Consider the following 22,214-nt stretch of genomic DNA (forward strand, 5'->3'; position numbering starts at 1 on the left):
CGGACCGGGCCCCGCGGCCGCCGGTCCGGCGGTCCGGCCTCGCCACGTGACGAGGGGCCCATCTGCTGACTTGATCTCGACTGGCCGACGCTTGCGAGCCTCCGCCTGACCGTGTTCTATGCCCCGCGCTGACGCCTTCGAGGCCGCGATGATCACGACGTCGAGGCTCCCCACCCGGAGGCGTCGGCTCCCTTACGAAAGGTGTCGAACTGCCGGACGCGTCGCGAGCGCTGATCGGGCGTCCGCCAGCCGCCGCACATGCTGATCGGTCAGCTCGGCGATGAGCGCGAACGCGTCGATGAGCGCGGGGCTGGTGGAGACCGCGGCCGGCACGATCATTCCCTCAGAGCTGCGCGCCACCAGCCCGCGCTGGACCAGCCGCGCGCACCGGCGGCGCGCGCTCTCCAGCGGCAGCGGCAGGTAGCGGGCGACCAGATAGGTCGAGACCGGCCGCCGCGCCTCGTCCGGCGGGACATCTCGCAGCCCGGCATAGGCCTGCGCCTCCTCGCCCGAGATCACCGCAGACCCCACATTATGCAGGCCGATCGCGAGCAAGATGACCACGTCGAGATGATCGATCTCGAGCGCCCGGCTGCAGGCCGCGATGACATCCAGGAAGAACTCGATCGAGAGCCGGAGCGTCTGCCGGCTCATATCCTCCGCGGCGCCGTCCTCGGCCTGGCCCGCGGCGGCGCCGAAGGCTTCGAGGTCCCGCAACAGGCCGTCGGTCAGGCGCTCGTTCGGGCCCAGAGCCGCGACGAACCGCGGCTGGGCGTAGGTCGATAGCGGGATAACCAGGCCGCGATCGAGGCGTTCGACCAGTCCGGCGGACCGCAGCTTGGCAGCATGCCGGCGCACCGTCTCGTACGGCAGGCCGAGCTCGATCGCGATCGAATAGACGCTCACCGCGGTGCGCAGCGCGTCTGGCGGGATATCCTTAGCGCCTGCGTAGGACTCTGCCATGCGCCGATCAGCCGTGATGCGGCGCACGTTCGCGCGGGAAATCGCCAGGAAGGTCAGGGCAGTGACCAGATCGGCGTCGATTATCGCCGTGATCAGACGCGCAGCCTCGACGACGTAGGCGAGGGTCCGCCGCGCGACGAGGCGGCGCTGGTCGGGCGCTTCCGTCATTGGCTCGCTGATGCTCCCATGCGCCACCACGGGTAGCGGGCGCCGCGCGCCCGATCCATGCGGCAAGACCGCGCCGCATATCGCCGTTCTCTCGTTTCGGCCAGCGCTGGGCGACCATTTGTCTCTGAAAACCAGCGCTCGGACTCGCGGATCGGGAATCGCGCGTCCCTTGCCCACGTCCTGAAGCCGCCGGACGGCCACCCGTCACACGAGAATCCGGCCGCTCTCGTCGTGCGGCTTGTCACTCCAATAGGCGCGCGTGTAGGCCGAGAGCGCCAGGTCGATATCGAGCGTGATCACGCGGGACAGCGAGCTCAGCGCGCCGGCGAGATCGTCGCGGCCGTTCACGGCCTTGGAGATGCGGGCGACGATCAGGCACTGCACGTAGGTATAGGCCGCCAGATAGACGTAGGGCGGGATCTTTCGATCGAAGTGCGCCTGTCCCACGCGCATGGCGTAGGTCGCGAAACGGTCGTCGAATTCGCAGGCGAACAGGGCCGCCCAGTGCGCCTTCTGCTTCACCTTGAGCGCCCGGATGTCCTTCTCGGGCAGAAGGCGCGCCACCTCCGGGAAGGAGAGCAGGTGCCGATAGAGCTCCTCGACGATCGGCTCAAGCTCGCGCAGGAGCAGCGGGCGGATCTGGCGCATATTGCTGAGCGTCGTGTCGTCGATACCGAGCAGGCGCAGTCTCGCGGCAAGCATCGTCGCCTTCGACATTCTCGAACCCCCGCGCCATGAAGGAATTGATTGCCCCCATGGCTTGGTCCCGGATGCTACGGTCCGGCGATGTCCGGGGATAGCGCAGAACAGGTCGCGCATCGCCCCCGGCAACGCCGCGAGCCATCAGCGGCCTTCGTTCGGGGAGCGTTGTGGAGCCGGCCCGCCGCCGGTCAACCCAGCAGCGCTTCCTCCGCGCACGCCGCGCGCTGCGTGCAGCTTGCTCCCTCCAGGCGCGCTTCGCGCGGGGTCTGACCGCCCGCTTGCAGCCGACTCCATGTCGCCCCCATGAAGCCGCGGAATGGTCCGCGGCCATGTTGGAGGAAGACTTCGATGGCTGTTCAGCAACCCCTTCTCGGCCGCAAACCCACCCACCGCCTGTACCGGGTCCAGGGAGACGGCCGATCTGCGATCTGGACGCCCATCGGCGCGGCGTGGCCGAACAAAGACGGCATGGGTTTCAGCCTCGCGTGCGAGGCCATGCCGCTCACCGGCCGCATCGTGATGCGGAAGATCGTGGAGCGGGCGGAGGACGGGGCGCAGTGATGCGCCCCAACCCTCGCCGCAGACCGAGAGATGCGAACCGCGTTCGCATCGAAATCAGTACTTTTTGTGAGGAATCGCGGTCGGACTCCGCAACGGACGCGAATCGACCGACAGTTCCCTGTGTCGCGCGAAACGCGAAGAGGTGCCACCCACCTCCCGCAAAAATATCCTGTGGAGAATTTTAGCACTCTCTGGACCGAGTGCTAAAGCGACGCTAGCCAAATGGTCGGGCGAGTCGATTGGCCCAAGGAGGGCGCGAGAACGTAAGATAAACATCTGAGATGAATTTCAGACCCACGCCTGCGCGATGCGGCGTCGCTGAAATGACCGGGAAGGAACATCGGACCCGAAGTTTACGAGGCCAAGGACCCGATTGTTCCCTCCCCAACTCCGCGTTAGCAGCGTTGTGCGAATCACCTACGCGGCCCGACTGCTACCATGCAAGGCCGTCTATCCACAGCGCTGCTCCTTTCTGTGAATCCCGAGTCGGATTCAATCAAGGAGGCAGCAATGCCCTCATACAAGCCCGGATCGAATACCGGCCGCAACGGCGGTATCTTCCAGGAACAGGGGCCGCGTGGCGGCTCCCGCCCCAACTACACGACGGTCCCGGACAACACCCGGCTTCCGCCGACGACGACCCCAGGCTCGACCTGGAAGCCGTCGCACCGCACGCCTGACAGCAAGCGGTAGGAGGCGCGCGTGACCTACATTCCTCGTCCGCCGACCATCCCGACCCATCGGCCGTCGTTTCCGGGACGGCCTACGCCGGCCCCGATTCCACGCCCGCGCTACTAGTCGGCCCCAAGGGCGCGCGGCCTCGGCTGCGCGCCTGCTCCCCACCATCATCTGTCATCGAGAAAATCCACCATGGCTGACGCTCAAGTCACCTGCATCAACAAGCTGCCGCGCAACAACACCCACGAAGGCATCACCCATCTGGGTGGCACCGGATGGAAGTGGACCCGGCAGCAGGTCATCGACTCCATCGAGGCGAAGTCCAACACGTTCTACACGCTCGTCGGCGGCAAGCGCGCCAACGTCGAGGTCATCAACGGCCCCAACGGCAAGTACCTGCGTACCCGCGCCGACGGCACGCTGAACGACAACCTCCTGTCCCTGCCCGAATGCGCCTGAACAGGTGGCCGGCGCTTCGCGCGCCGGCCACCTACCGCACGTCTGCCGGAAAGCGCTCCTTCGCGGACATGCCGAGGAATTCGTCGAGAGCCGAGAGCGTGACGCTAGTCGGCTTCCACTCCCCGCGCTCCCAGCGCAGCCAGGTGCCTGGATCGACCCCCGTCTCTTCGGCCGCGCGCTCCACGCTCAGTCCCCTGCGCCGCCGTTCGGCGAGCAATGCCTCAGCCAAGTTCGTCGGTTCGGTCCAGGGCTCGTAGCCCAGCAGGTCAACGATCGCCGGATAGGCCCGAACGAATGGCAACCGTTCATCGCGCTCCCACCACATGAGCGTCTTCGGGTCCGTCCCGAGGCGCTCCGCCGCCTCCTTCATCTGGAGGCCGAGCTCGCGCCGCCTCCGGCGAAGCCGCGCGCCGAGCGAGTCGCCCTGATCCCGGAGCAGCTCGGGCTTGAACGCCTGCAGGTGGATCGGAAGGCCCGGCATCAACAAAGCACCGCACCCATGCAAGTGCGGCCATGGCGGGGCCGGTCGCGGCCATTGCGGCCGGGCGCCGCGCTGCCAGGTCGACTATCAGGCCAAGGTCTCCGGCCCGTTCATGGACCGCATAGACCTGCAGATCGAGGTCCCGCCGGTCACCGCCGCCGACCTGGCCCTGCCCGCCCCGGCCGAGGGCACGGCCGAAGCCGCCGCGCGGGTGGCCGCCGCCCGCGAGCTGCAGGCCGAACGCGCGGCCAAGGCCGACGACGCCCGCGCCACGCCCTTGAACGCCCGGGCCGAGGGGGACTGGCTGGAGACCATCGCCGACCTCGATCCCCCCGCCCGCGCCCTGCTGGCCCAGGCCGCGGAGGCCGGGGGCCTCACCGCCCGCGGCTGGACCCGGACCCTGCGGCTGGCCCGCACCATCGCCGACCTCGAAGGCTCGGGCGGGGTGCGGCGCATCCATGTGGCGGAGGCCCTGATCTATCGACGGGTGGGCGCCATGGCGGGGGTGTCGGCCTAAGCGGCCGCCCGCACGAACCGGGTCGGCAGGGTCTTGAAGCCCTGCAGGACATTGTTGCGGATCCGTTTGGCGGGGCCCGTCTCGATCCGCTCGACCTGGCGGACCAGGGCTTGAAGCAGGATCTCCATCTCCAGGCGCGCAAGGTGCATGCCGACGCAGGTGTGCGCCCCGTGGCCCCACCCGACATGATCACGCGGGTTGCGGGTCACATCGAAACGGTCCGGATCCGCATAGTGGCGCTCGTCACGATTGGCGCTGGCATAGAGGACGAGGACCCTCTCCCCTTGGGGGATGGTGACCTCGCCCACCGGATAGGCCTCGGCGGCCAGGCGCGTGAAGCCGCGCAGGGGAGAGCCGATCCTCACGGACTCGTTCACGACGCCCGGTATGAGGGCGGGATCGGCGCGCACCTGGTCATAGGCGCCCGGGGTGGTCGCCAGCCGCCAGACCATCTCCCCCACCGCCAGGATCGTCGTATCCAGGGCGGGGCCGACATAGTCGATGACCATGGCCTGGGCCTCGGCCTGCGAGATATCGCCCCGCTCGGCGGCCTCGAACAGCCGGTCGGCCCAGCCTCCCGGCGTGACGCTGCTGCGCGACAGGCCGCGCACATAGCGCCCCAGGTCGAGCACGCGGGGCATGGCGGCGATCCCGCGGGCGTTCATGACACCCAGCGCATCGAAGGTCGCCGCCGCCCAGCGCAACATGTTCTTTCGCCCGGCCGCGTTCAGCCCGACCAGTTCGGCGACCACGGTCACCGGCAGGTGCGCCGCGAACCGGCTCATGGCGTCGAAGCGCTCCAGCCCGGACAAGGCCGCCACCAGCTGTTCGGCCTCGGCCTCGAGGCGCGGTCGGAGCGCCTTCAGAGGGCCCGGCATCACGGGCTGAATCAGGGTCAGGCGGCGTCGGGCGTGCGTCTCGCCGTCGCTGGTCAGGGTGATGGGGTTCTCGGCGCTGTTCACGAGGTCATTGGCCGCGACGCCCCGGCCGCTGACCAGGATGTCGTCGGCCCGGAGCGCCGCGCGCACATCTTCGAAGCGGCCCAGCAGCCACAGGCCGCGCCTCGGCGACCATACCGCGGGGCCCGCATCTCGGATTCGGCGATAGGCCGGATAGGGATCGGATATCGCGGTCGCGCCGTACAGATCGCCCTGAAAGATAGGCCTCATCCGCCCCTCCATTTAATGACCATATGGTCATTATGCAGGGCCGAGAGACAAGAGGATTTGTTGTGGGCCGCATATTTGATGAGGTCATAAGCGGATATCGATATGACCATCACGTCATATTGGATCGATCACGCGCCTGAAGAACTGTAGGCCGCCACATTCGGCCCTGCCCTTTTTCAGGGCGTGCGGCCCTCGAGCCAGGCCGCCAGTTCCGCGTCCCAGCCATAGACGTCCGGGCGGAACAGCACCCCGCCCATCACGTCGGGAACGACGGTGCGATAGACCACGAACAGCGGCAGGTGCTGATCCAGGTCCACCCGACGCGTGTCCCCCTTGGCGATGGCGGCGGCGATGGCGGCGTCGTCCCAGCCCTGGGCCTTCAAAAGCGCCACAGCCAGCTCCCTGGGCTTCTCCAGGCGCATGCAGCCGTGGCTCAGGGCGCGGCGCGGCCGGGCGAAGGCGCTCTTGGCGGGGGTGTCGTGCAGATAGACGCCGAACGGACTGTCGAGGTCGAATTTCACCTGGCCCAGCGAGTTCTCCGGCCCCGGGGCCTGCACCAGCCGGCCGTTCGCCCAGACGAAATCGTGCTTGGCCAGATAGCCGGGCTCCCGCGCCTCGCGCGGCATGAGCTCGGCCTTGGTGATCGAGAGCGGCACGTTCCAGGGCGGATTGATCACCACCGTCTCCAGCGCCGAGGCGAAGATCGGGGTCTCGTGCTTGGTGTCACCGACCACCACGCGCATGGTCAGGCTGGCCTGTCCCCCCTGGTACAGGACGGCCTCGGCCGAGGCGATGTCGACCTCCAGCCGGTCGGCGGGCATCACCGCCGGCAGCCAGCGGGCCCGCTCCAGATTGGCCTCGATCTGGGCGACCCGCGCGGCGGGCGGAATGTCCAGTTCGGCCCGCACCGCCTTGCCCAGCACCCCGTCGGGCTCCAGGCCATGGCGGAACTGATAGCTCGCCAGGGCCGCGGCCAGGTCGGCGTCGAACAGGTTCGGATCCGCCGGCGCGATGGCGGGGCCGTAGCCCTCCGCCTGCAGGCGCTCCCGCAGGGCGAGGACCGCCGGCCCGCTGGCGCCGAGGCGCAGGGCCCGTCCGGGCGGCAGGCTCGACCAGCTCATCCCCGCATAGCGCTGGGCGGCGGCGCGCAGGGCCAGGGTCGCCGGATCGTTGGGGTCCAGGACGGCGCCCTCGGGCGGGACCAGGGCCCAGAGGCGGTTGATCTCGGCCGGACGGACCGTCGCGGTCTGGGAAAGGACCGGTGGGGTCTGGGAAAGGTCCGGTGGGATCGCGGGCGCCACAGGAGCCTGGGCGCGCGCGCCGACCGCCAGCGCCAGGCCCAGCGCCAGCATCGCCCCGGACAAGCGGTTCATCGGTCGGCCGGCGCCTGGGGCGAACAGCCGTGCGCCTGGGCCACGCCCTTGAGATAGGCGCGGCGCACAATGCCGGCCAGCACATAGGCGCGCAGGTCGCGATCGCGGGTCTCGGCCCCCGACAACCAGCGAACCACGCCGCGGAACGGCAGGCCCACCGCGTCGCGGATCGCGCCCCCGACCAGGGCGCCCGCCATATTGTTCAGCGAGTTCACGGACTCCGGATTGTCGACGTCCTGGCCCAGGACCATGTCGAGCTCGGCGATGCGATTGGCGAGACCGGCGCAGGTGGCCGGCTCCGGCGTCGCATAAGGGGCCGCCCGCGCCGACATCAGGGCCGGCGAGGGATCGACCCGCATCACGCTCAGATCGCGGAGCGGCTGGGTGAAGGCCTGATCGATCGCCCCGGCCTCGGGGGCGCCGGAGGCCGTGGGCGCAGGGCGCGGCGACGCGGGCTTGGCGGGCGCGGTGGCGCAGCCGGCCAGGGCCAGCAGGATCAGGACCGCGGCGGGGGCGGGGTGACGGGTCATCAGACGGCGTGCATGCCGCCGTCCACGGCGAAGACCGCCCCGTTCAGATAGACGGCGTCGTCGGAGCCCAGGAAGGCCACCAGCCGGGCCACCTCCTCCGGCGTGCCATACCGCCCGACCGGGATCGTCTGGGCGAACTGGTCATGCGCCTTCTGCGGGCCGGCCGGGGCGACGCCGCCCTCGATGGAGCGCATCATCCGGCTCTCGATCGGGCCCGGATTGACCGTGTTGACGCGCACCCCATGGGCCGCCCATTCCGCCGCGGCCGAACGGGTCAGGCCGATCACCGCATGCTTGGAGGCGACATAGGCCGATAGGCCCGGCGAGCCGATCAGACCGGCGACGCTCGACATGTTGATGATCGCCCCGCCCTCCTGGGCGACCATGATCGGGATGATGTGCTTCATGCCCAGGAAGACCCCCGTGACATTGACCGCCATCACCCGCTGGAACTCGGCCAGGGGATAGTCGGGGATGGTCTTCACCACCCCCTCGATCCCGGCGTTGTTGAAGAAGATGTCGATGCGGCCGAAGGACTTGCGCGCCAGGTCGACATAGTCGGCGACCTGAGCCTCGTCGGTCACGTCGGCCTCCAGGGTGACCAGGCTGGCGGCCTCGCCGCAGACCTCGATCAGCGGCTTGAAGGAGACGCCGGGCCGATCGACGGCCGCGACGGACGCGCCACGGTCCAGCATCAGCTTGACGGTCGCCGCCCCGATCGCTCCGGCCGCGCCGGTCACCACGGCCACCTTGCCGGCCAGATCGTTTCGCTCGCCCATGGCTTGTCCTCCTCAGTCTGCCGGCCGCCGCGCCGGTCGTTAGACACAGAATGAGGACAGGGCCGCTCGCCCGCCTTGAACCAGATCAAGTCTCCGGTCGCGGCGGCCCGACGGTTCGCCGGTCGCGCCGGAACATCCAGGCGCCCACCGCCAGCGCGCCCAGCACCAGATAGCTCCAGATCACCAGGCCGCGGAAATAGGCCAGCGTCCGCACGCCCCGGTCCACCGCGATGGCGATATGGGTCATGACCGCCAGCAGCTGAAAGGCGGCGGCGAACAGCAGCCAGTTGCGGTCGGTGGTCATGGCCAGGACGGCCAGCAGGACCAGAAAGGCCACGTCGACCAGGAACACGCCCCACTGCGGGTCGATCAGGTCGTTCCGATAGGCCAGGGGGGTGAGGATCCAGGCCAGCACATTGGCCACGGCCACCCACCGCTCGGGCCGCCCGCCGCGCCACAGGGCGAAGCCGGAGACCAGAAGCATGGACAGGGTCCAGATCTGTTGGGCGGGGGTGACGAAGACCAAGAGGGGACCCTCAGGCGCGAGCCCGAAGGTCCCCCATCTTGGGGCGATCCGCAATCGCTCAGGCGACCCGATCGGCGACCGATCGCAGGCTTCGCTCGGCCTCCATGCTGGGCGGCTTGGGCAGGGAGTCGCCGTACATCACGGCCCCCAGGCCGATCTGCTTCTGGGCGACGCTCAGTTCGCGGTGGGTCTCGCAGATCGCGCGCCGGGCCTGGGCCAGCGCCGCATAGGCCTCGCTCGCCCGCTCCACGGCCTGCTGGCCGATCAGGGCCGAGAGGCCGGCTTCCTGGCGCAGGCCAGGCATCAGGCCGGCGAGCTGGGCGGCCTTGGCCAGGGCCGCGTCAATGGCCCCTTCGGCCTCGAACAGGCTGGCGGCCACCTGGTCGGCGATAAGACGACGTTGCTTCAGCATGAGAGATCTCCTGCACGCCGGCCAGGGGCCGGCGCGTTGTGGTCTTCGGGGTGGATGGAAACTCGCCGGAGCGAGATCTTCGGGAGCGCAGACTCCCTAAGCGTGGGGCGCGGCCCTAGGGGCTTGCGCGATAAAGGGATCGGGACATGAGGCGGCTCCCGCGCCGGACCGGCGCGTCAGGTGGAACGGACGTGAAGGGGATGGCGCTAGGCCAGGTCCTGCAAGGCGTGCAGCCCGGCCAGCACCGCGCCGAAGGCGAGCGCGGTCAGCACCGCGATGGCGCCGATCAGGCCCAGCCGGGACAGCGGGTCTAGAGCGTTTCGGCCCCGCCCCCGGGCTCCGGCTGAAAGCCCTCGTCCAGCAGCGCCCAGGTCATGCAGAGGATCTCCCGCAAGACCATCTCCGGCGGCTTGAAACGTGAAAGCTTGCGGGTTCCGGACACCAGGTCCCGCGCCATGGCCGACTTGATGGGATCGCCGGCCAGGTCCGCCAGCTGACGCTCCAGCTGGCTCCAGCTGAACGTCGGCATCGGAACCTCGTCCGTCGTCGGACCCGACCACCGCCGCTCGAAGGCCTCGACGTCCTGGCGCAGGGCCAGGGCCCGCCTCAGCGCCGATTGATGGTCCTGATCCATCTGGCCCAGGGCCAGGGGATCCACGTCCAGCAGGTTTCGAACCCAGTCGTCCATGAACCGCGTCTCCAGTTGCGATCTCATGGAACGCGTCCGCCCCGGCCCTGTCTGTCCTGATCGTGTCCTGTCCTGACGCGATCAGGACATGGCGGTCGAAGTCCGCGAGGCGGCGCGCCGCCTCGTAGCGGTCGCCGGCGCCCAGCTTGCGGCGGGCGCGGTCGCAATAGGTGTCGACGGAGGTCTTGGACATGCCCAGCTCGCGGGCGATCTGCTTGGAGCTCAGATGCCGGTCCACCAGGCGCAGACATTCGCGCTCTCGCGGCGTCAACAGAAGGACAGGGTCCCCTGACATGTCTTGCGCCCCGCCCATAAGGCGAACAAGCTAGCGTTGCGCGCCCTTTGGCGTCCAGCGCCATGGTAAAGCCGGAATGCTGATCCATGGACGTGCTGGAAAGAGGAGGCCCTATGCCCCTAGACGACGCACTGAGCCCGGATCCCGTCGACATGGCGATTGGCGCGCGGATCCGACTGCGGCGAAAATCCCTCGGCCTGACCCAGGGCGCCCTGGCCGGCCGGATCGGCGTGACCTTCCAGCAGGTGCAGAAATACGAGCGCGGCGCCAACCGGGTGTCCGGCTCGACCCTGGTCGCCGTAGCCCATGCCCTGGACACCACCGTCGGCTGGCTGGTCGGCGAGGAAAGCCCCGGCGACGGCGAGGCCGAGGCCCTGCTGCAGTCCCTGGCCACGCCGGGCGCGCTGGAGCTGCTGGAAGCCTATGCCGGCATCGACCGGTCCGGCGCCCGCCAGGCCCTGATCGCGCTCGCCCGCGAGATGGGCGCGCGCGGGGTTTGACCCCCCGTTAAACCCCGGCGCCCTAGATTGGGCGGCGATGGACACCAAGCCCGATCCCCGCGACGCCCGCGTCACCGCCGAGCAGCTCGCCTCGCTGAGCCACGAGTTCCGCACCCCCCTGAACGGGGTGCTGGGCATGGCCCGGCTGCTGGAAGGGACCGGCCTGACCGACGAACAGCGCACCTATGTCGCCGCCCTGCGCGAAAGCGGCGAACATCTGCTGGGCCTGGTCAATGACGTGCTGGACTTCGCCAAGCTCGGCGCCGGCAAGGTCGAGCTGATGCCGGCGCGGTTCGAGATCGAGGGCCTGCTGCGCGGCGTCTGCGAACTGCTCGCCCCCCGCGCCCAGGAAAAGGGCCTGGAGATCGCCTGGGCAGCGCCCGCCGGCGTGGGCCAGGCCCTGGCCGACGAGGGCCGGCTGCGCCAGATCCTGCTGAACTTCGCCGGTAACGCCATCAAGTTCACGCCCGCGGGCGGAGTCCTGGTCAGCGTCGCCGAGACCGGCCCGGACCGGCTGAGGTTCACCGTCGAGGACACCGGTCCCGGCGTGAGCCCCGCCCACCGCGAGAAGATCTTCGAGGCCTTCGGCCAAGCCGATCCGGCCTATGACAGCGTCCAGCTGGGCGGGGCCGGCCTGGGCCTCACCATCGCCCGCACCCTGGCCCTCGCCATGGGCGGGGACGTCGGCGTCGACACCGCGCCAGGCGGCGGGGCCGCCTTCTGGATCGAGGCCCAGATTCCCCACACGCCCGCGACCGCCGAGCTGGTCCTGGAGGGGCGCGTCGTGGGCGTGGCCACCGACAATCCGGTCACCGCCGAGGCCGCGCGCCGCCAGATCGAGGCCTGCGGCGGAGGCGTGATCGCCGCCGACCATCCCGCCGGTCTCGGACCCGAGGCCGAGGTACTGCTGATCGATCACGAGCTCGCGCCCGCAGGCCCGCCCGACGCCCGGCCGGCCCTCATCCTGATCAATCCCGAGGCCCGCAACCGCATCGCCGACTATCGGGCCCGCGGCTTCGCCGGCTATCTGATCAAGCCGCTGCGCCGCGCCTCGGTCGCCGAGCGGGTGCTGGCCGCCGCCGGCCTCGAGACCCGCAAGGCCGCCCACGAGGACGAGCGCGTCGCCGCCGCCGTGGCCACCGGGGTCCGGGTGCTGCTGGTCGAGGACAATGCGATCAACGCCCTGCTCGCCAAGACCCTGCTGACCCGCGAGGGCTGCACGGTCGACCATGCGGCGGGCGGAGAGGAGGCCCTCGCCGCCCTGGCGGTCGGCGGCTACGACCTGGTCCTCATGGATATGCGCATGCCGGGCCTGTCGGGCCTGGAGACGACGCGGCGCCTGCGCGACCTGGGCATCGCCACCCCGGTCGTCGCGCTCACCGCCAACGCCTTCGAGGACGACCGCCACGCCTGCCTGGACGCCGGCATGGACGACTTCCTGGTCAAGCCGCTCGCCAGCGACGCCCTGCGCGCCGTCCTGACCCGGCTGAGCCGCGGCGGCTGGACGCAGACCCCGGCGCGCGCCAAGCTCGGCTGACCGCGGCGGCCGCCCCCATGGCCACGCGCCAGGGGGAGCACCGCCAATGACCGACACGCCCGCAGCCGCGCCCAAGCGCAGCGTCTGGGAGGCCATCGCCGTCTATGGCGAACGCCGCGCCCTGGTCATGCTGGCCCTCGGCTTCGCCTCCGGCCTGCCCAACCTCCTGATCTTCGACACCCTGTCGGCCTGGCTGCGCGACGCCGGCCTTTCGCTGGAGGTGATCGGCTTCTTCAGCCTGGCGACCCTCGCCTATTCCCTGAAGCTGCTCTGGGCGCCCTTGGTCGACCGGGCGACCATCCCGATCCTGACCCGCTGGCTCGGCCACCGCCGCTCCTGGATGCTGGCCTGCCAGGCCCTGATCATGCTGGGCCTGTGGCTGATCTCGGGCGGGAATCCGAAGACCGGCCTGCCGATGATGGCGGCCTTCGCGGTGTTCGTGGGCTTCGTCTCCGCGACCCAGGACATCGTCATCGACGCCTGGCGGATCGAGGCCGCACCTCAGGAGAAGCAGGGCGCCATGGCCGCCGCCTATCAGTGGGGCTATCGCATCGCCATGATCGTGGCCGGGGTGGCCCCCCTGCTGATGTCCGAGGCCGTGGGCTGGAACCTGTCCTATGCGGTCATGGCGGCCCTGATGGGCCTGGGCGTGCTCGGCGTGCTCGGCGCCCCGCGCGAGATCGAGCATCAGGTCCGGCCGATCGACTATGCCGACGCGCCCGAGGCGCCGGCCCGCGACGGGATCGAATGGGCCCTGCGCCTGGCCCTGGTGGTGCTGGGCGCCCTGATCTTCGGCTCGGGCCTGGCCGGCGACGCCACCCTCTTGTCGACCCTGATGGCCCGGATCGGCCAGGGCCCGGCGGGCGAGAGCCTGGCCGCCGCCTGGAGCGCCAAGGGCTCCGGGGTCTTCATCCAGATGGCCGGCATACTGGTCGGGGCCTGTGTGATCGTGGCCGCGGCCATGCCCCTGCCCGGATTCAAGACCCGGCCGGGCATCTATCTGTCCAGCGCGCTCGCCAGCCCCTTCGTCGATTTCTTCCGGCGCTATTCGGGGGTCGCCGGCCTGATCCTGGCCTTGATCTGCGTCTACCGGCTGAGCGATTTCGTGCTCAACATCATGAACCCGTTCTACATCGACCTCGGCTTCAACAAGCTGCAGATCGCCGAGGTCCGCAAAGGCCTGGGCGTGGTCATGTCGGTCGTGGGCGTGGGCCTTGGCGGCTTCTCGGTGGCGCGTCTGGGCCTGATGCGCTCCATGATCATCGGCGCCTTCGCCGGCCCCGCCTCCAACCTGATCTTCGCCTGGCTGGCCTTGCAGGGCCCCCAGGTCTGGGCCCTGTCGGTAGCGATCGGGGTCGACAACATCGCCTCGGGTTTCGCCGGCACCTGCCTGATCGCCTACATGTCCAGCCTGACCGGCGAGGGCTTCACCGCCACCCAGTACGCCATGTTCTCGTCCTTCTACGCCCTGCTTGGAAAGCTGGTCGCCTCCCAGTCGGGGCGCATTGTCGAGGGGGCCGCGGCGGCGGCGGACCACGGGGGCTTCGCCGCCCTCAAGGGTCTGTTCGCCCGCCTGCCGCCCAACGCCTTCGCCAGCGCCCTGGAGAAGAGCCACGTCTCCTCGGCGGCGCTAGGATCGGGCTATGTGGTGTTCTTCTGTTACTCCGCCCTGATCGGGGTCGCCGGGATCGCGCTCACCCTGATGGTCGCGGCCCGCAGCCCCAAGACCCCGTCCGGGGGCGCCGAACCGGTCGCCGATCCGGCCTAGGTGGTCGGCGCGTTGGTCGCCAAGCAGATGACCTGAGCCACCCGCAGGTCGCGGCGCAGGGCGTCGGCGACCCGGCCGTAATTGTCGGTGGTCACCGACTCGCCCATGGCGAAGGCGGCGGGATGCTCGTGGGCCTCGTTGAGGGTGGCGGCCAGGGTCTCCGGCGCGGTGGTGTAGATCCGGCCCCGACGCGGCGCCTCCGCCACGGTCACCCCGATCACCCGCCCGGCGCTGTCGAGCGCGGGCGCGCCGGACAGGCCGGCCAGCGTACCCTTCAGGCCGTCGGTGCGGCCGGTCTCGGCCCAGACCAGCACCGGCTCGGTGCGGGCGCCGCGGCCGCGGACCACAAGGTTCTCACGCCCCAGTAGCCGCGAAGTCGCCTCGCCGGCATGGCCCTGGGGGAAGCCCGGATGATAGGCCCGGTCGCCCCGGCGCAGCTTGAGCGCCAGGCCCAGAGGCAGGGGCGGGGCGCCCCCTCGGTGGTCAGGACGGCGGCCTCGCTGTGCGGATCGATATGGACGGTCGCCTCGACGCCGCGACCCTCGGCCACCACGATGGCGGCCTTGCTGCAGCCATCGACCACGTGGCGGGCGGTCACCCAGACCCCGCGGTCGGCGATGGAGAAGGCGGTGCCGGTCCCGGGTTCGGCCTTGCCCGGCACATCCACCACGACGGAAGGGTCGAAGGGTGAGGCGGGGCCGAGCGGCACGCCTTCCTCGCCGGGCACCGGCGGCGGCGGCGGCGGGGCGTCGGCCCGCTCCTGGCGCCCGACAGCGGCGATCAACAGGCCAAGCACCACGGCGGCGTAGACCAGCCAGTCGGGCAGCTTGGGAAAATGCATCAGAGCAGCAACAACGAGATACTGGGCGTCACAGCCGTTCCGCCCTCAGCCCGCGACCGCCGCGGCCAGGATCAGGGCGGTGGCGAGCTTGGCGCCGACCAGCAGGGCGGCGGCGGAGACCTCGCCCTCCTGGATGCGCTGGGGCAAGCCGCGCAGCACCAGGTCGACCAGGCGGAAGATCAGGAGCTGCACCATCACCGTGGCCGCGCCCCAGATGCCGATCTCGATGATCGAGGTCGAGGCCGTCAGCGACACCGCCAGCGGAATGGCCAGGCCAAGCATCACCCCGCCGAGCGAGATGGCGGCGGCGGCATTGCCCTCGCGGATCAGGGTGATCTCCTTGTGCGGGGTCAGCAGCACATAGAGCGCGCTGCCCAGAAACAGGATCAGCACCGTCACGCCCGCATGCATCAGGGTGAGCGGGAAGCCGGTGGCGAAGGCCTGGATTTCCGGAGACTGGAGCTGGGAAGGCATGAGGGTCCGTTCGGGGTCCGTTCGCTTGAGGGTTAGCACGACCAGCGCGGGGCGGGGCAACCGCCTTCGCGCAGCGGGCGCTATTCGGCCGCCGCCTCCAGCTTGCGCCGTTCGCTGGCCCGCATCTTCTCGCTTTCGCTCTTCAGCTGGCCGCAAGCGGCCAGGATGTCGCGGCCGCGCGGCGTGCGGATCGGCGAGGCGTAGCCGGCCCGGTTGAGGATCGCGGCGAAAGCCTCGATCGCCCCCCAGTCAGAGCACTGGTAGTTCGAGCCGGGCCAGGGATTGAACGGGATCAGATTGATCTTGGCCGGTATGCCCTTCAGCAGGTTGACCAGGGCGCGGGCCTCGGCCGGGCTGTCGTTCACGCCCTTCAGCATCACATATTCGAAGGTCACCCGCCGGGCGTTGGACAGGCCCGGATAGGCGCGGATGCCGGCCATCAGCTCGGCGATCGGGTACTTCTTGTTCAGCGGCACCAGCTCGTTGCGGAGCGGATCATTGGTGGCGTGCAGCGAGATGGCCAGCATGGCCTGGGTGCGGGCGCCAAGCGCCTCGAGCTCGGGGACCACGCCGGAGGTCGAGACCGTGATCCGCCGACGCGAGATCGCGATGCCCTCATTGTCGGCGATGATGTCGATGGCGTCGGCGACATTGTCGAGATTGTAGAGCGGCTCGCCCATGCCCATGAACACGATGTTGGAGAGTCGGCGGTCCTCCTTGGGACTCGGCCATTCCTCCAGGTCGTCGCGGGCGATCTGCACCTGGGCCACGATCTCGGCGGCGGTCAGGTTGCGGACCAGGGCCTGGGTGCCGGTGTGGCAGAAGGTGCAGTTGAGCGTGCAGCCGACCTGGCTGGAGACGCACAGCGCCCCGGCCCGGCCGACGTCGGGGATATAGACCGTCTCGACCTCGATGCCCGGCGCCATGCGGATCAGCCACTTGCGGGTGCCATCCCTGGACACCTGGCGCTCGACCACCTCGGGGCGGGCCAGGCTGAAGCGCTCGGCGATGGCGGCGCGGGTCTCCTTGGCCACGTCGGTCATGGCGTCGAAATCGGTGACGCCATAGTGGTGGATCCAGCGCCACAGCTGGTTGGCCCGCATCTTGGCCTTGTCGGCGCGGACCACGTCGGCGGCGATCAGGGTCTCGACCAGACCCTTGCGGGTCAGGCCCGACAGGTTCGGCTTAACAGGGGCGCTTTTGGGTGCGCGCGTAAGGTCGAGGGTGACGCCCAAGGGGGATGCTCGCTGGCTGGAGAGCCCCCTATATATACAAAGGCGTTGCGGCCTCCAAATGCGGGCCCCGGGACCTTACTTCAAACAAATGTTCGTCTGCGGCCTTCCGCCCGCCGCGAGGCTGAGATAGCGTCCGCCAAACTCGATTTTCGACTGGGAGGACGGACATGAAGGCGTTGTTGAGCAAGGTCGTGGGCGGGCCGGAGACGCTGGTCTTCGAAGACGTTCCCGCGCTCTCGGCCGGACCGGGCCAGGCCCTGGTGGCGGTCAAGGCCGTCGGCATCAACTTCCCCGACGTGCTGATCATCGAGGACAAGTATCAGTTCAAGCCGCCGCGCCCGTTCTCCCCCGGCGGCGAACTGTCCGGCGTGGTCAAGGCCGTCGGCGAGGGCGTGACCCATGTGAAGGTCGGCGACCGTATCCTGGCCCAGATGGGCAATGGCGCCCTGGCCGAGGAAGTCCTGGTCCCGGCCAACCGCCTGACCAAGATCCCGGACTCCATGCCCTTCGACGAAGCGGCCGCCTTCCTGATGACCTATGGCACCTCGTTCCACGCCCTGGTCGACCGCGCCCATCTGAAGGCCGGCGAGACCATGCTGGTCCTGGGCGCGCCGGCGGCGTCGGCCTGGCGGCCGTCGAGCTCGGCAAGGCCATGGGCGCCCGCGTCGTGGCCGGCTGCTCCACCCAGGAAAAGGTCGACCTGGCCATCGCCCGCGGCGCGGACGCCGGCGTGGTCTATGGCCGCGGCCCCTTCGACCGCGACGGCCAGAAGGCGCTGGGCGCCCTCTTCAAGGAAGCCGGCGGCGCGGACGGCTATGACGTGATCTATGACGCCATCGGCGACGCCTATGCCGAGCCGGCCCTGCGCTCCATCGCCTGGGAAGGCCGCTATCTGGTGGTCGGCTTCGCGGCCGGCGAAATCCCGAAGATCCCGCTGAACCTCGCCCTGCTGAAGGGCTGCGACATCGTCGGCGTGTTCTGGGGCGCCTGGACCGCAAAGAACCCCGACAAGTTCCAGCAGTCGATCAAGGACCTCCTGGCCCTCTACGCCGACGGCAAGGTCAAGCCCTACGTCTCAGAGCACTTCCCCCTGTCCAAGGGCGCCGACGCCATCGCCCACCTGGGCAGCCGCAAGGCCATGGGCAAGGTCGTCGTGACCGTCGACTGATCTGACGTTCCGGCGTCGAGCGGGTGAAAACGCGCTCGACGCTGAGCCGGCTCACGGCTAGTTATCAACGATAACCTGAACAATCAGGGGTCTTAGGGAGCGGAATATGGCGGGACGTCTGGACGGCAAGGTCGCGGTGATCACCGGCGGCGTGTCAGGCATCGGCCTGGGAACGGTCGAGCTGTTCGTGGCCGAGGGCGCAAGCGTCGTCGCCGCCGACATCCAGGACGAGAAGGGGGCGATGCTGGAAAAGCGCTTCCCCGGCAAGGTCCGCTATTCCCACTGCGACGTGACCCAGGAATCCGAGATCGCCGCCACCATGGCGCTCGCCAAGGAGGCCTTCGGCGGGCTCGACATCCTGTTCAACAACGCCGGCATCTCCGACCGCATGGGGGCCATCACCGAGGTCACCGCCGACGGCTGGAACTGGATTTTCGACATTCTGGTGCGCGGCCCGGCCCTGGGCATGAAGCACGCCGTGCCCCTGATGCTGGAGCGCGGCGGCGGATCGATCGTCAACACCGCCTCGATCGCCGGGCTGCAAGCAGGCTTCGGGCCCATCGCCTATTCGACCGCCAAGGCGGGCGTAATTCACATGAGCCGCTGCGCCGCGGCCCAGCTGTCGCCCCAGAAGATCCGCGTCAACGCCATCTGCCCGGGTCTGATCGCCACCTCGATCTTCGGCGCCACCATGGGCCTGCCGCGCGAGGGCGCCGACCAGCTGGCCGCCATGGTCGCCCAGAACGCCGCCTCGGCCCAGCCGGTGCCCAAGGCCGGCCTGCCGGACGACATCGCCCAGGCCGCCCTCTATCTGGCCTCCGACGCCGCGGCCTTCGTCTCCGGCATCCACCTGGTGGTGGACGGCGGCATCACGGTCGGCGGCCGTCACAGCTGGGATCCCAATGCGGGCTCGCCCTTCGCCCAGATCTTCGGCGAGACCTTCATGGCCCAGATGGCGGGCGCGGACGCGGGGTGACCGCGACGCCCGCCGCCCCGGCCGAAGGCCTCGCGCCGAACGTCCGGGGCGCCCTGTGGATGCTGGCCTCCGCCCTGGCCTTCACGGTGATGACCACGCTCGTAAAGTTCCTCGGCGCCGACTATCCGCCGGCCCTTCAGACCTTCTATCGCCAGGCCGCCGGGTTCGCGATCCTGCTGCCGGTGATCGCCCGCCACCGCAGCGCGGCCTTCGCCACCACCCGGCCCGGCATCCTGCTGTTCCGGTCGAGCGCCGGCACCATCGGCCTGATCCTGTCCTTCTACGCCTTCCAGAAGATGCCGCTGGCCGACGCCAATGCGCTCTCCTTCACCCGCACCCTCTGGCTGGTGCCGCTCGCCGCCTTCGTGGTGCGCGAGAAGGTGGGGCCTTTGCGGATCGGCGCGGCCCTGGTTGGGTTCGCGGGCGTGCTGATCATGATCCGGCCAGGCGCCGGCGGCCATTTCGCCATCGGCCTGCCGGCGCTCGCCATGCTGGCCTCATCCTTCCTGTTCGCGCTCACCATCACCGGCATGAAGGTGATGACGCGGGACCATTCGCCCACCGTCCTGCTGGTCTGGGCCGCGACGCTCGGGCTTATCTTCGCCCTGCCCGGCGCCTTCATGGCCTGGCGCTGGCCCGCGCCCATGGACCTGGTCCTGCTCTGCGTGATGGGCGCCATGGGGACGGTGACCCAGGCCTGCTACATCCAGGGCATGGCCATTGGCGACGCGGGCGCCATGGCGCCGATCGACTATGTCCGCCTGGTGTTCACGACACTCGCCGGCCTCGTCCTGTTCCACGAAATCCCCGGCGTCCCGACCCTGGTCGGCGCCGGAATCGTCGTCGCCTCGACCCTGTTCATCACCTGGCGCGAGCAGGTGGCGGCGAAGCAGGCCAGGGCGGCTATTGCGGCGGCGCGAGACCTGCCAGAAGCGCCTTGAGCACGGTCTTGGCGGCGGCGTCCCCGCCCATCTCGGCCGAGGCGTTGTCGATCACCAGGCCGCCGTTCCCGGTCTCGGGGAACAGCACGACATAGGCGAACCAGTAACCGTCCGACCCGCCATGGATCAGGGCCGGACCCTTGCGGCCGGCGATCGAGGACTGGACGCCCCAGTCGAGCCCGTTCGGGGCGTGGGGCTGCTGGGTCTGCATCAGCCGGTAGGACGCCGCCGAGAGCAGGCGGCCACGGCCCTTGGCGCCGGCCAGCTGGTCGGCGTTGAACTTCGCCCAGTCGCCGAGGCTCATGTGCAGATTGCCGGCCGGCGCGAACATGTCCGGATTGCTCGGCCCGACGGGCTTGCCCTTGTCATGCCCCATGGGCTGGCCGGGCCCCGTGGCCGCGAAGCCCGCCGTCGTCATGCCGAGCGGCGCGAACACCTCCTGGCGGATCAGGGTCTCATAGGTCTTGACTGTGGCGCGCTCGGCGACAGCCGCGGCGATCAGGAAGCCGGTGTTGCTGTAGCCGGAATCGGTCCCCGGCGCGTAGGCCGGCGCCTCGGCGAGCGCACGGGCGATATAGTCCAGCCGCTGGGCGGAGACCGGACGGGGGTCCTTGAAATAGGCCTCGACGACGGACAGGTCGGCGATGTTCTCCGGCAGGCCGGACTGGTGCGACAGGAGCTGGACCAGGGTCACCGCGCGGTATTCCGGGCGCATCTTCTCCGCCAGGTCGGGCAGCATCTTCGCCAGCGGCGCATCCCAGCTCATCACGCCGCGATCGACCAGCCGGGCGATCAGGGCGGCGGTCTGCGGCTTGGCGGTGGAGCCGATGATCCAGCTGTCCGTCAGTTGGACCGCCGCGGGCTGGTCGGCGCGGCGGACGCCCCGCACGGCCATGGCCTCGATCTTGCCGTCCCGGATCACCGCCGCGCCCATGGCCGGGACGTGGCCGCCCGCCATGGCCGAGGCCAGCAAGGTCTGCAGATCCTGCGCGGTCTCTGCCCGGGCCCCGGCGGCCAGACCCATCAGGCCCACGCTCGCCAGCGCGGCGATCCATCTCGACAACATGCCCCGGCTCCCGTTCGACCTCAGAGGCTGCGGCCTAGGCCAAGCAGCCGACAACGCAAGTGAACTTCCGTTCAGGTCAGTCGGACTGACGCCCTAGGCGTCGCCGCCGAGCTTCGCGAGCAGGGCCTCGGCGGCTTGCCTGTGAGCGGGCTTGAGGTTCTTGCCGACCAGGGCGACGACGGCGGCCAGCACGGCGGCGTCATCGGTAAAGCCGATCACCCCCAGAAAATCGGGAAGGGCGTCGGTCGGCAGGACGAAATAGGCCAGAGCCGCCATCATCAGCCCCTTGGCGGCGACCGGGGTCTCCGGATCGCGGGCGCAGTACCAGACCGACAGAAGGTCCGGGGCGAAGGGAATCTTCGTCGCCACCTTGCGGATCTTCGGCCAGAAGCCCGCCGCGACCCTGCGCTCATTGACCTGGACCACCGACGGAATCAGGGCTTTCGACGGATCGATCACCTCCGCGGGGTCGAATCCGCCGCCCTTGACGTGGCGTGAGTCTTTTGGAGCGGCGCTCATCGGGCTAAAGGCTCGGCTTCGAACGGTTTTAGCAGTCTAACCGAGAACGGGAGCGCAGCGTCCATGAAACTCGATTCCTCCATTTCCGCCGTCATCACCGGCGGCGCCTCTGGCCTCGGCGAAGCCACCGCCCGGGCGCTGGCCGCCCAAGGCGTCAAGGTCGCCATCTTCGACATGAACGAAGCCAAGGGCGAAGCGGTCGCCAAGGAGCTGGGCGGCGTGTTCTGCAAGGTCAATGTGACCTCGGAAGAAGACGTCGACGCCGGCTTCGCCAAGGCCCGCGCCGCCATCGGCCAGGAGCGCATCCTGGTCAACTGCGCCGGCACCGGCAACGCCATCAAGACCGCCAGCCGCGACAAGGCGACCGGCGCCGTGAAGCACTTCCCGCTCGACGCCTTCAACCTGATCATCCAGATCAACCTGGTCGGCACCTTCCGCTGCATCGCCAAGTCGGCGGCCGGCATGCTGACCCTGGACCCGCTGGAAGACGGCGACCGCGGCGCGATCGTCAACACCGCCTCGGTGGCGGCGGAAGACGGCCAGATCGGCCAGGCGGCCTATTCGGCGTCCAAGGGCGGCGTGGTCGGCATGACCCTGCCCATCGCCCGCGACCTGTCGAATGACGGCATCCGGGTGAACACCATCCTGCCCGGCATCTTCAACACCCCGCTGCTGGCCGCCGCGCCGGAAGCGGTGAAGGCCGCCCTGGGCGCCCAGGTTCCGCACCCGAAGCGCCTCGGCAACCCCGAGGAATACGCCCAGCTGGCGCTCACCATGATCACCAATGGCTATTTCAATGGCGAGGACGTCCGTCTGGACGGCGCATCCGGATGGCGCCGCGCTAAAACCGCGGAACGAACACGACACCTATGCGTTCCCCCGGCCTTG

At 69.6% G+C, this 22,214-nt stretch carries 23 protein-coding genes and 5 pseudogenes; 12 read left to right on the top strand and 16 right to left on the bottom strand.

Annotated elements, in window-relative coordinates; all coding sequences use genetic code 11:
* Nucleotides 1-192 precede the first annotated feature (192 nt).
* Both MQH10_RS12725 and MQH10_RS12730 read right to left on the bottom strand, forming a co-directional pair.
* Nucleotides 193-1,131 (bottom strand): hypothetical protein, encoded by a 939-nt coding sequence (locus tag MQH10_RS12725; protein WP_242564419.1) that lies wholly within the window; start codon nt 1,129-1,131, stop codon nt 193-195.
* 204 nt (nt 1,132-1,335) lie between these two features.
* Nucleotides 1,336-1,833, bottom strand: a complete 498-nt coding sequence (locus MQH10_RS12730) for a protoglobin domain-containing protein (RefSeq protein ID WP_242564420.1) — start codon at nt 1,831-1,833, stop codon at nt 1,336-1,338.
* A gap of 348 nt (nt 1,834-2,181) precedes the next feature.
* Between MQH10_RS12730 and MQH10_RS12735 the strand changes: the two genes are divergently transcribed.
* The 3 genes from MQH10_RS12735 to MQH10_RS12745 all read left to right on the top strand — a co-directional run bounded on the left by MQH10_RS12735 (nt 2,182) and on the right by MQH10_RS12745 (nt 3,531).
* Nucleotides 2,182-2,394 (top strand): hypothetical protein, encoded by a 213-nt coding sequence (locus MQH10_RS12735; RefSeq protein ID WP_242564421.1) that lies wholly within the window; start codon nt 2,182-2,184, stop codon nt 2,392-2,394.
* A 510-nt stretch (nt 2,395-2,904) separates the two neighbouring features.
* A complete protein-coding gene (locus tag MQH10_RS12740; protein ID WP_242564422.1) occupies nt 2,905-3,087 on the top strand; it encodes a hypothetical protein in 183 nt (60 codons plus the stop codon).
* 177 nt (nt 3,088-3,264) lie between these two features.
* Nucleotides 3,265-3,531, top strand: coding sequence for a DUF3892 domain-containing protein (locus MQH10_RS12745; RefSeq protein ID WP_242564423.1), 267 nt, complete (start codon nt 3,265-3,267; stop codon nt 3,529-3,531).
* A gap of 31 nt (nt 3,532-3,562) precedes the next feature.
* Here the strand turns inward: MQH10_RS12745 and MQH10_RS12750 are convergent, their stop codons facing one another.
* Nucleotides 3,563-4,012, bottom strand: coding sequence for a helix-turn-helix domain-containing protein (locus tag MQH10_RS12750; RefSeq protein WP_242564424.1), 450 nt, complete (start codon nt 4,010-4,012; stop codon nt 3,563-3,565).
* A gap of 7 nt (nt 4,013-4,019) precedes the next feature.
* Between MQH10_RS12750 and MQH10_RS12755 the strand changes: the two are divergent.
* Nucleotides 4,020-4,529: pseudogene (locus tag MQH10_RS12755) on the top strand (magnesium chelatase subunit ChlI family protein); the annotation flags it as partial.
* On the opposite strand, the gene MQH10_RS12760 reads toward MQH10_RS12755, so the two are convergent.
* From MQH10_RS12760 to MQH10_RS12785, 6 genes are all read right to left on the bottom strand, one after another.
* Entirely contained in the window at nt 4,526-5,698 is a 1,173-nt protein-coding gene (locus tag MQH10_RS12760) for a cytochrome P450 (RefSeq protein ID WP_242564425.1), read from the bottom strand. The pseudogene MQH10_RS12755 and the gene MQH10_RS12760 sit on opposite strands and share 4 nt — an antisense overlap.
* 176 nt (nt 5,699-5,874) lie before the next feature.
* Nucleotides 5,875-7,071 carry a L,D-transpeptidase family protein gene (locus tag MQH10_RS12765; RefSeq protein WP_242564426.1) on the bottom strand — a complete coding sequence of 399 codons (1,197 nt, stop codon included), beginning with the start codon at nt 7,069-7,071 and terminating at the stop codon, nt 5,875-5,877.
* On the bottom strand, nt 7,068-7,601 hold the full coding sequence (locus tag MQH10_RS12770; protein ID WP_242564427.1) for a hypothetical protein: 534 nt from the start codon (nt 7,599-7,601) through the stop codon (nt 7,068-7,070). Before MQH10_RS12770 ends, MQH10_RS12765 begins: the two co-directional genes overlap by 4 nt.
* The gene (locus MQH10_RS12775; RefSeq protein WP_242564428.1) at nt 7,601-8,380 is read right to left on the bottom strand and encodes an SDR family NAD(P)-dependent oxidoreductase; all 780 of its coding nucleotides are present in this window, start codon (nt 8,378-8,380) and stop codon (nt 7,601-7,603) included. The genes MQH10_RS12770 and MQH10_RS12775 overlap by 1 nt, the downstream gene beginning before the upstream one ends.
* Before the next feature lie 85 nt (nt 8,381-8,465).
* Nucleotides 8,466-8,906 carry a hypothetical protein gene (locus MQH10_RS12780; protein WP_242564429.1) on the bottom strand — a complete coding sequence of 147 codons (441 nt, stop codon included), beginning with the start codon at nt 8,904-8,906 and terminating at the stop codon, nt 8,466-8,468.
* 58 nt (nt 8,907-8,964) lie between these two features.
* The gene (locus MQH10_RS12785; protein WP_242564430.1) at nt 8,965-9,318 is read right to left on the bottom strand and encodes a hypothetical protein; all 354 of its coding nucleotides are present in this window, start codon (nt 9,316-9,318) and stop codon (nt 8,965-8,967) included.
* Nucleotides 9,319-9,464: 146 nt separating this feature from the next.
* Between MQH10_RS12785 and MQH10_RS12790 the strand changes: the two genes are divergently transcribed.
* Nucleotides 9,465-9,632, top strand: a complete 168-nt coding sequence (locus tag MQH10_RS12790) for a hypothetical protein (RefSeq protein WP_242564431.1) — start codon at nt 9,465-9,467, stop codon at nt 9,630-9,632.
* Here the strand turns inward: MQH10_RS12790 and MQH10_RS12795 are convergent.
* Nucleotides 9,629-10,033, bottom strand: a complete 405-nt coding sequence (locus MQH10_RS12795; protein ID WP_242564432.1) for a hypothetical protein — start codon at nt 10,031-10,033, stop codon at nt 9,629-9,631. The two genes, MQH10_RS12790 and MQH10_RS12795, sit on opposite strands and share 4 nt — an antisense overlap.
* 97 nt (nt 10,034-10,130) lie before the next feature.
* A pseudogene (locus tag MQH10_RS12800) lies at nt 10,131-10,319 on the bottom strand (response regulator transcription factor); the annotation flags it as partial.
* 95 nt (nt 10,320-10,414) lie between these two features.
* Here MQH10_RS12800 and MQH10_RS12805 point away from each other — a divergent pair.
* From MQH10_RS12805 to MQH10_RS12815, 3 genes are read left to right on the top strand one after another with little or no spacing between them, the layout of a single operon-like run.
* Nucleotides 10,415-10,801 (top strand): helix-turn-helix domain-containing protein, encoded by a 387-nt coding sequence (locus MQH10_RS12805; RefSeq protein WP_242564433.1) that lies wholly within the window; start codon nt 10,415-10,417, stop codon nt 10,799-10,801.
* A 37-nt stretch (nt 10,802-10,838) separates the two neighbouring features.
* Nucleotides 10,839-12,338, top strand: coding sequence for a response regulator (locus MQH10_RS12810; protein ID WP_242564434.1), 1,500 nt, complete (start codon nt 10,839-10,841; stop codon nt 12,336-12,338).
* 46 nt (nt 12,339-12,384) lie between these two features.
* Nucleotides 12,385-14,106: an AmpG family muropeptide MFS transporter gene (locus MQH10_RS12815; protein WP_242564435.1), complete on the top strand. Its 1,722-nt coding sequence runs from the start codon at nt 12,385-12,387 to the stop codon at nt 14,104-14,106.
* Here MQH10_RS12815 and MQH10_RS12820 read toward each other — a convergent pair.
* From MQH10_RS12820 to rlmN, 3 genes and pseudogenes are all read right to left on the bottom strand, one after another.
* Nucleotides 14,103-14,947, bottom strand: a pseudogene (locus MQH10_RS12820) (S1 family peptidase). The gene MQH10_RS12815 and the pseudogene MQH10_RS12820 sit on opposite strands and share 4 nt — an antisense overlap.
* A gap of 45 nt (nt 14,948-14,992) precedes the next feature.
* A complete protein-coding gene (locus tag MQH10_RS12825) occupies nt 14,993-15,421 on the bottom strand; it encodes a DUF350 domain-containing protein (protein ID WP_242564436.1) in 429 nt (142 codons plus the stop codon).
* An 80-nt stretch (nt 15,422-15,501) separates the two neighbouring features.
* On the bottom strand, nt 15,502-16,656 hold the full coding sequence (gene rlmN / locus MQH10_RS12830) for a dual-specificity RNA methyltransferase RlmN (protein WP_242564437.1): 1,155 nt from the start codon (nt 16,654-16,656) through the stop codon (nt 15,502-15,504).
* 167 nt (nt 16,657-16,823) lie between these two features.
* Here rlmN and MQH10_RS12835 point away from each other — a divergent pair.
* The 3 genes and pseudogenes from MQH10_RS12835 (at nt 16,824) to MQH10_RS12845 (ending at nt 19,741) form a co-directional block, all read left to right on the top strand.
* Nucleotides 16,824-17,824 (top strand): annotated as a pseudogene (locus MQH10_RS12835) (NADPH:quinone oxidoreductase family protein).
* Between the two features lie 106 nt (nt 17,825-17,930).
* Complete coding sequence (locus MQH10_RS12840) at nt 17,931-18,800, top strand: SDR family NAD(P)-dependent oxidoreductase (RefSeq protein WP_242564438.1); 870 nt, start codon at nt 17,931-17,933, stop codon at nt 18,798-18,800.
* Entirely contained in the window at nt 18,797-19,741 is a 945-nt protein-coding gene (locus MQH10_RS12845; RefSeq protein ID WP_336605094.1) for a DMT family transporter, read from the top strand. Before MQH10_RS12840 ends, MQH10_RS12845 begins: the two co-directional genes overlap by 4 nt.
* Here the strand turns inward: MQH10_RS12845 and MQH10_RS12850 are convergent.
* On the bottom strand, nt 19,704-20,807 hold the full coding sequence (locus MQH10_RS12850) for a serine hydrolase domain-containing protein (protein WP_242564439.1): 1,104 nt from the start codon (nt 20,805-20,807) through the stop codon (nt 19,704-19,706). The two genes, MQH10_RS12845 and MQH10_RS12850, sit on opposite strands and share 38 nt — an antisense overlap.
* Before the next feature lie 93 nt (nt 20,808-20,900).
* Nucleotides 20,901-21,326: a YkvA family protein gene (locus tag MQH10_RS12855; protein WP_242564440.1), complete on the bottom strand. Its 426-nt coding sequence runs from the start codon at nt 21,324-21,326 to the stop codon at nt 20,901-20,903.
* A gap of 63 nt (nt 21,327-21,389) precedes the next feature.
* On the opposite strand from MQH10_RS12855, the pseudogene MQH10_RS12860 reads away from it, so the two are divergent.
* A pseudogene (locus tag MQH10_RS12860) lies at nt 21,390-22,171 on the top strand (SDR family NAD(P)-dependent oxidoreductase).
* Nucleotides 22,172-22,214: the final 43 nt, after the last annotated feature.

It is taken from the genome of Phenylobacterium aquaticum (assembly GCF_022695515.1).
GTDB lineage: Bacteria > Pseudomonadota > Alphaproteobacteria > Caulobacterales > Caulobacteraceae > Phenylobacterium > Phenylobacterium aquaticum.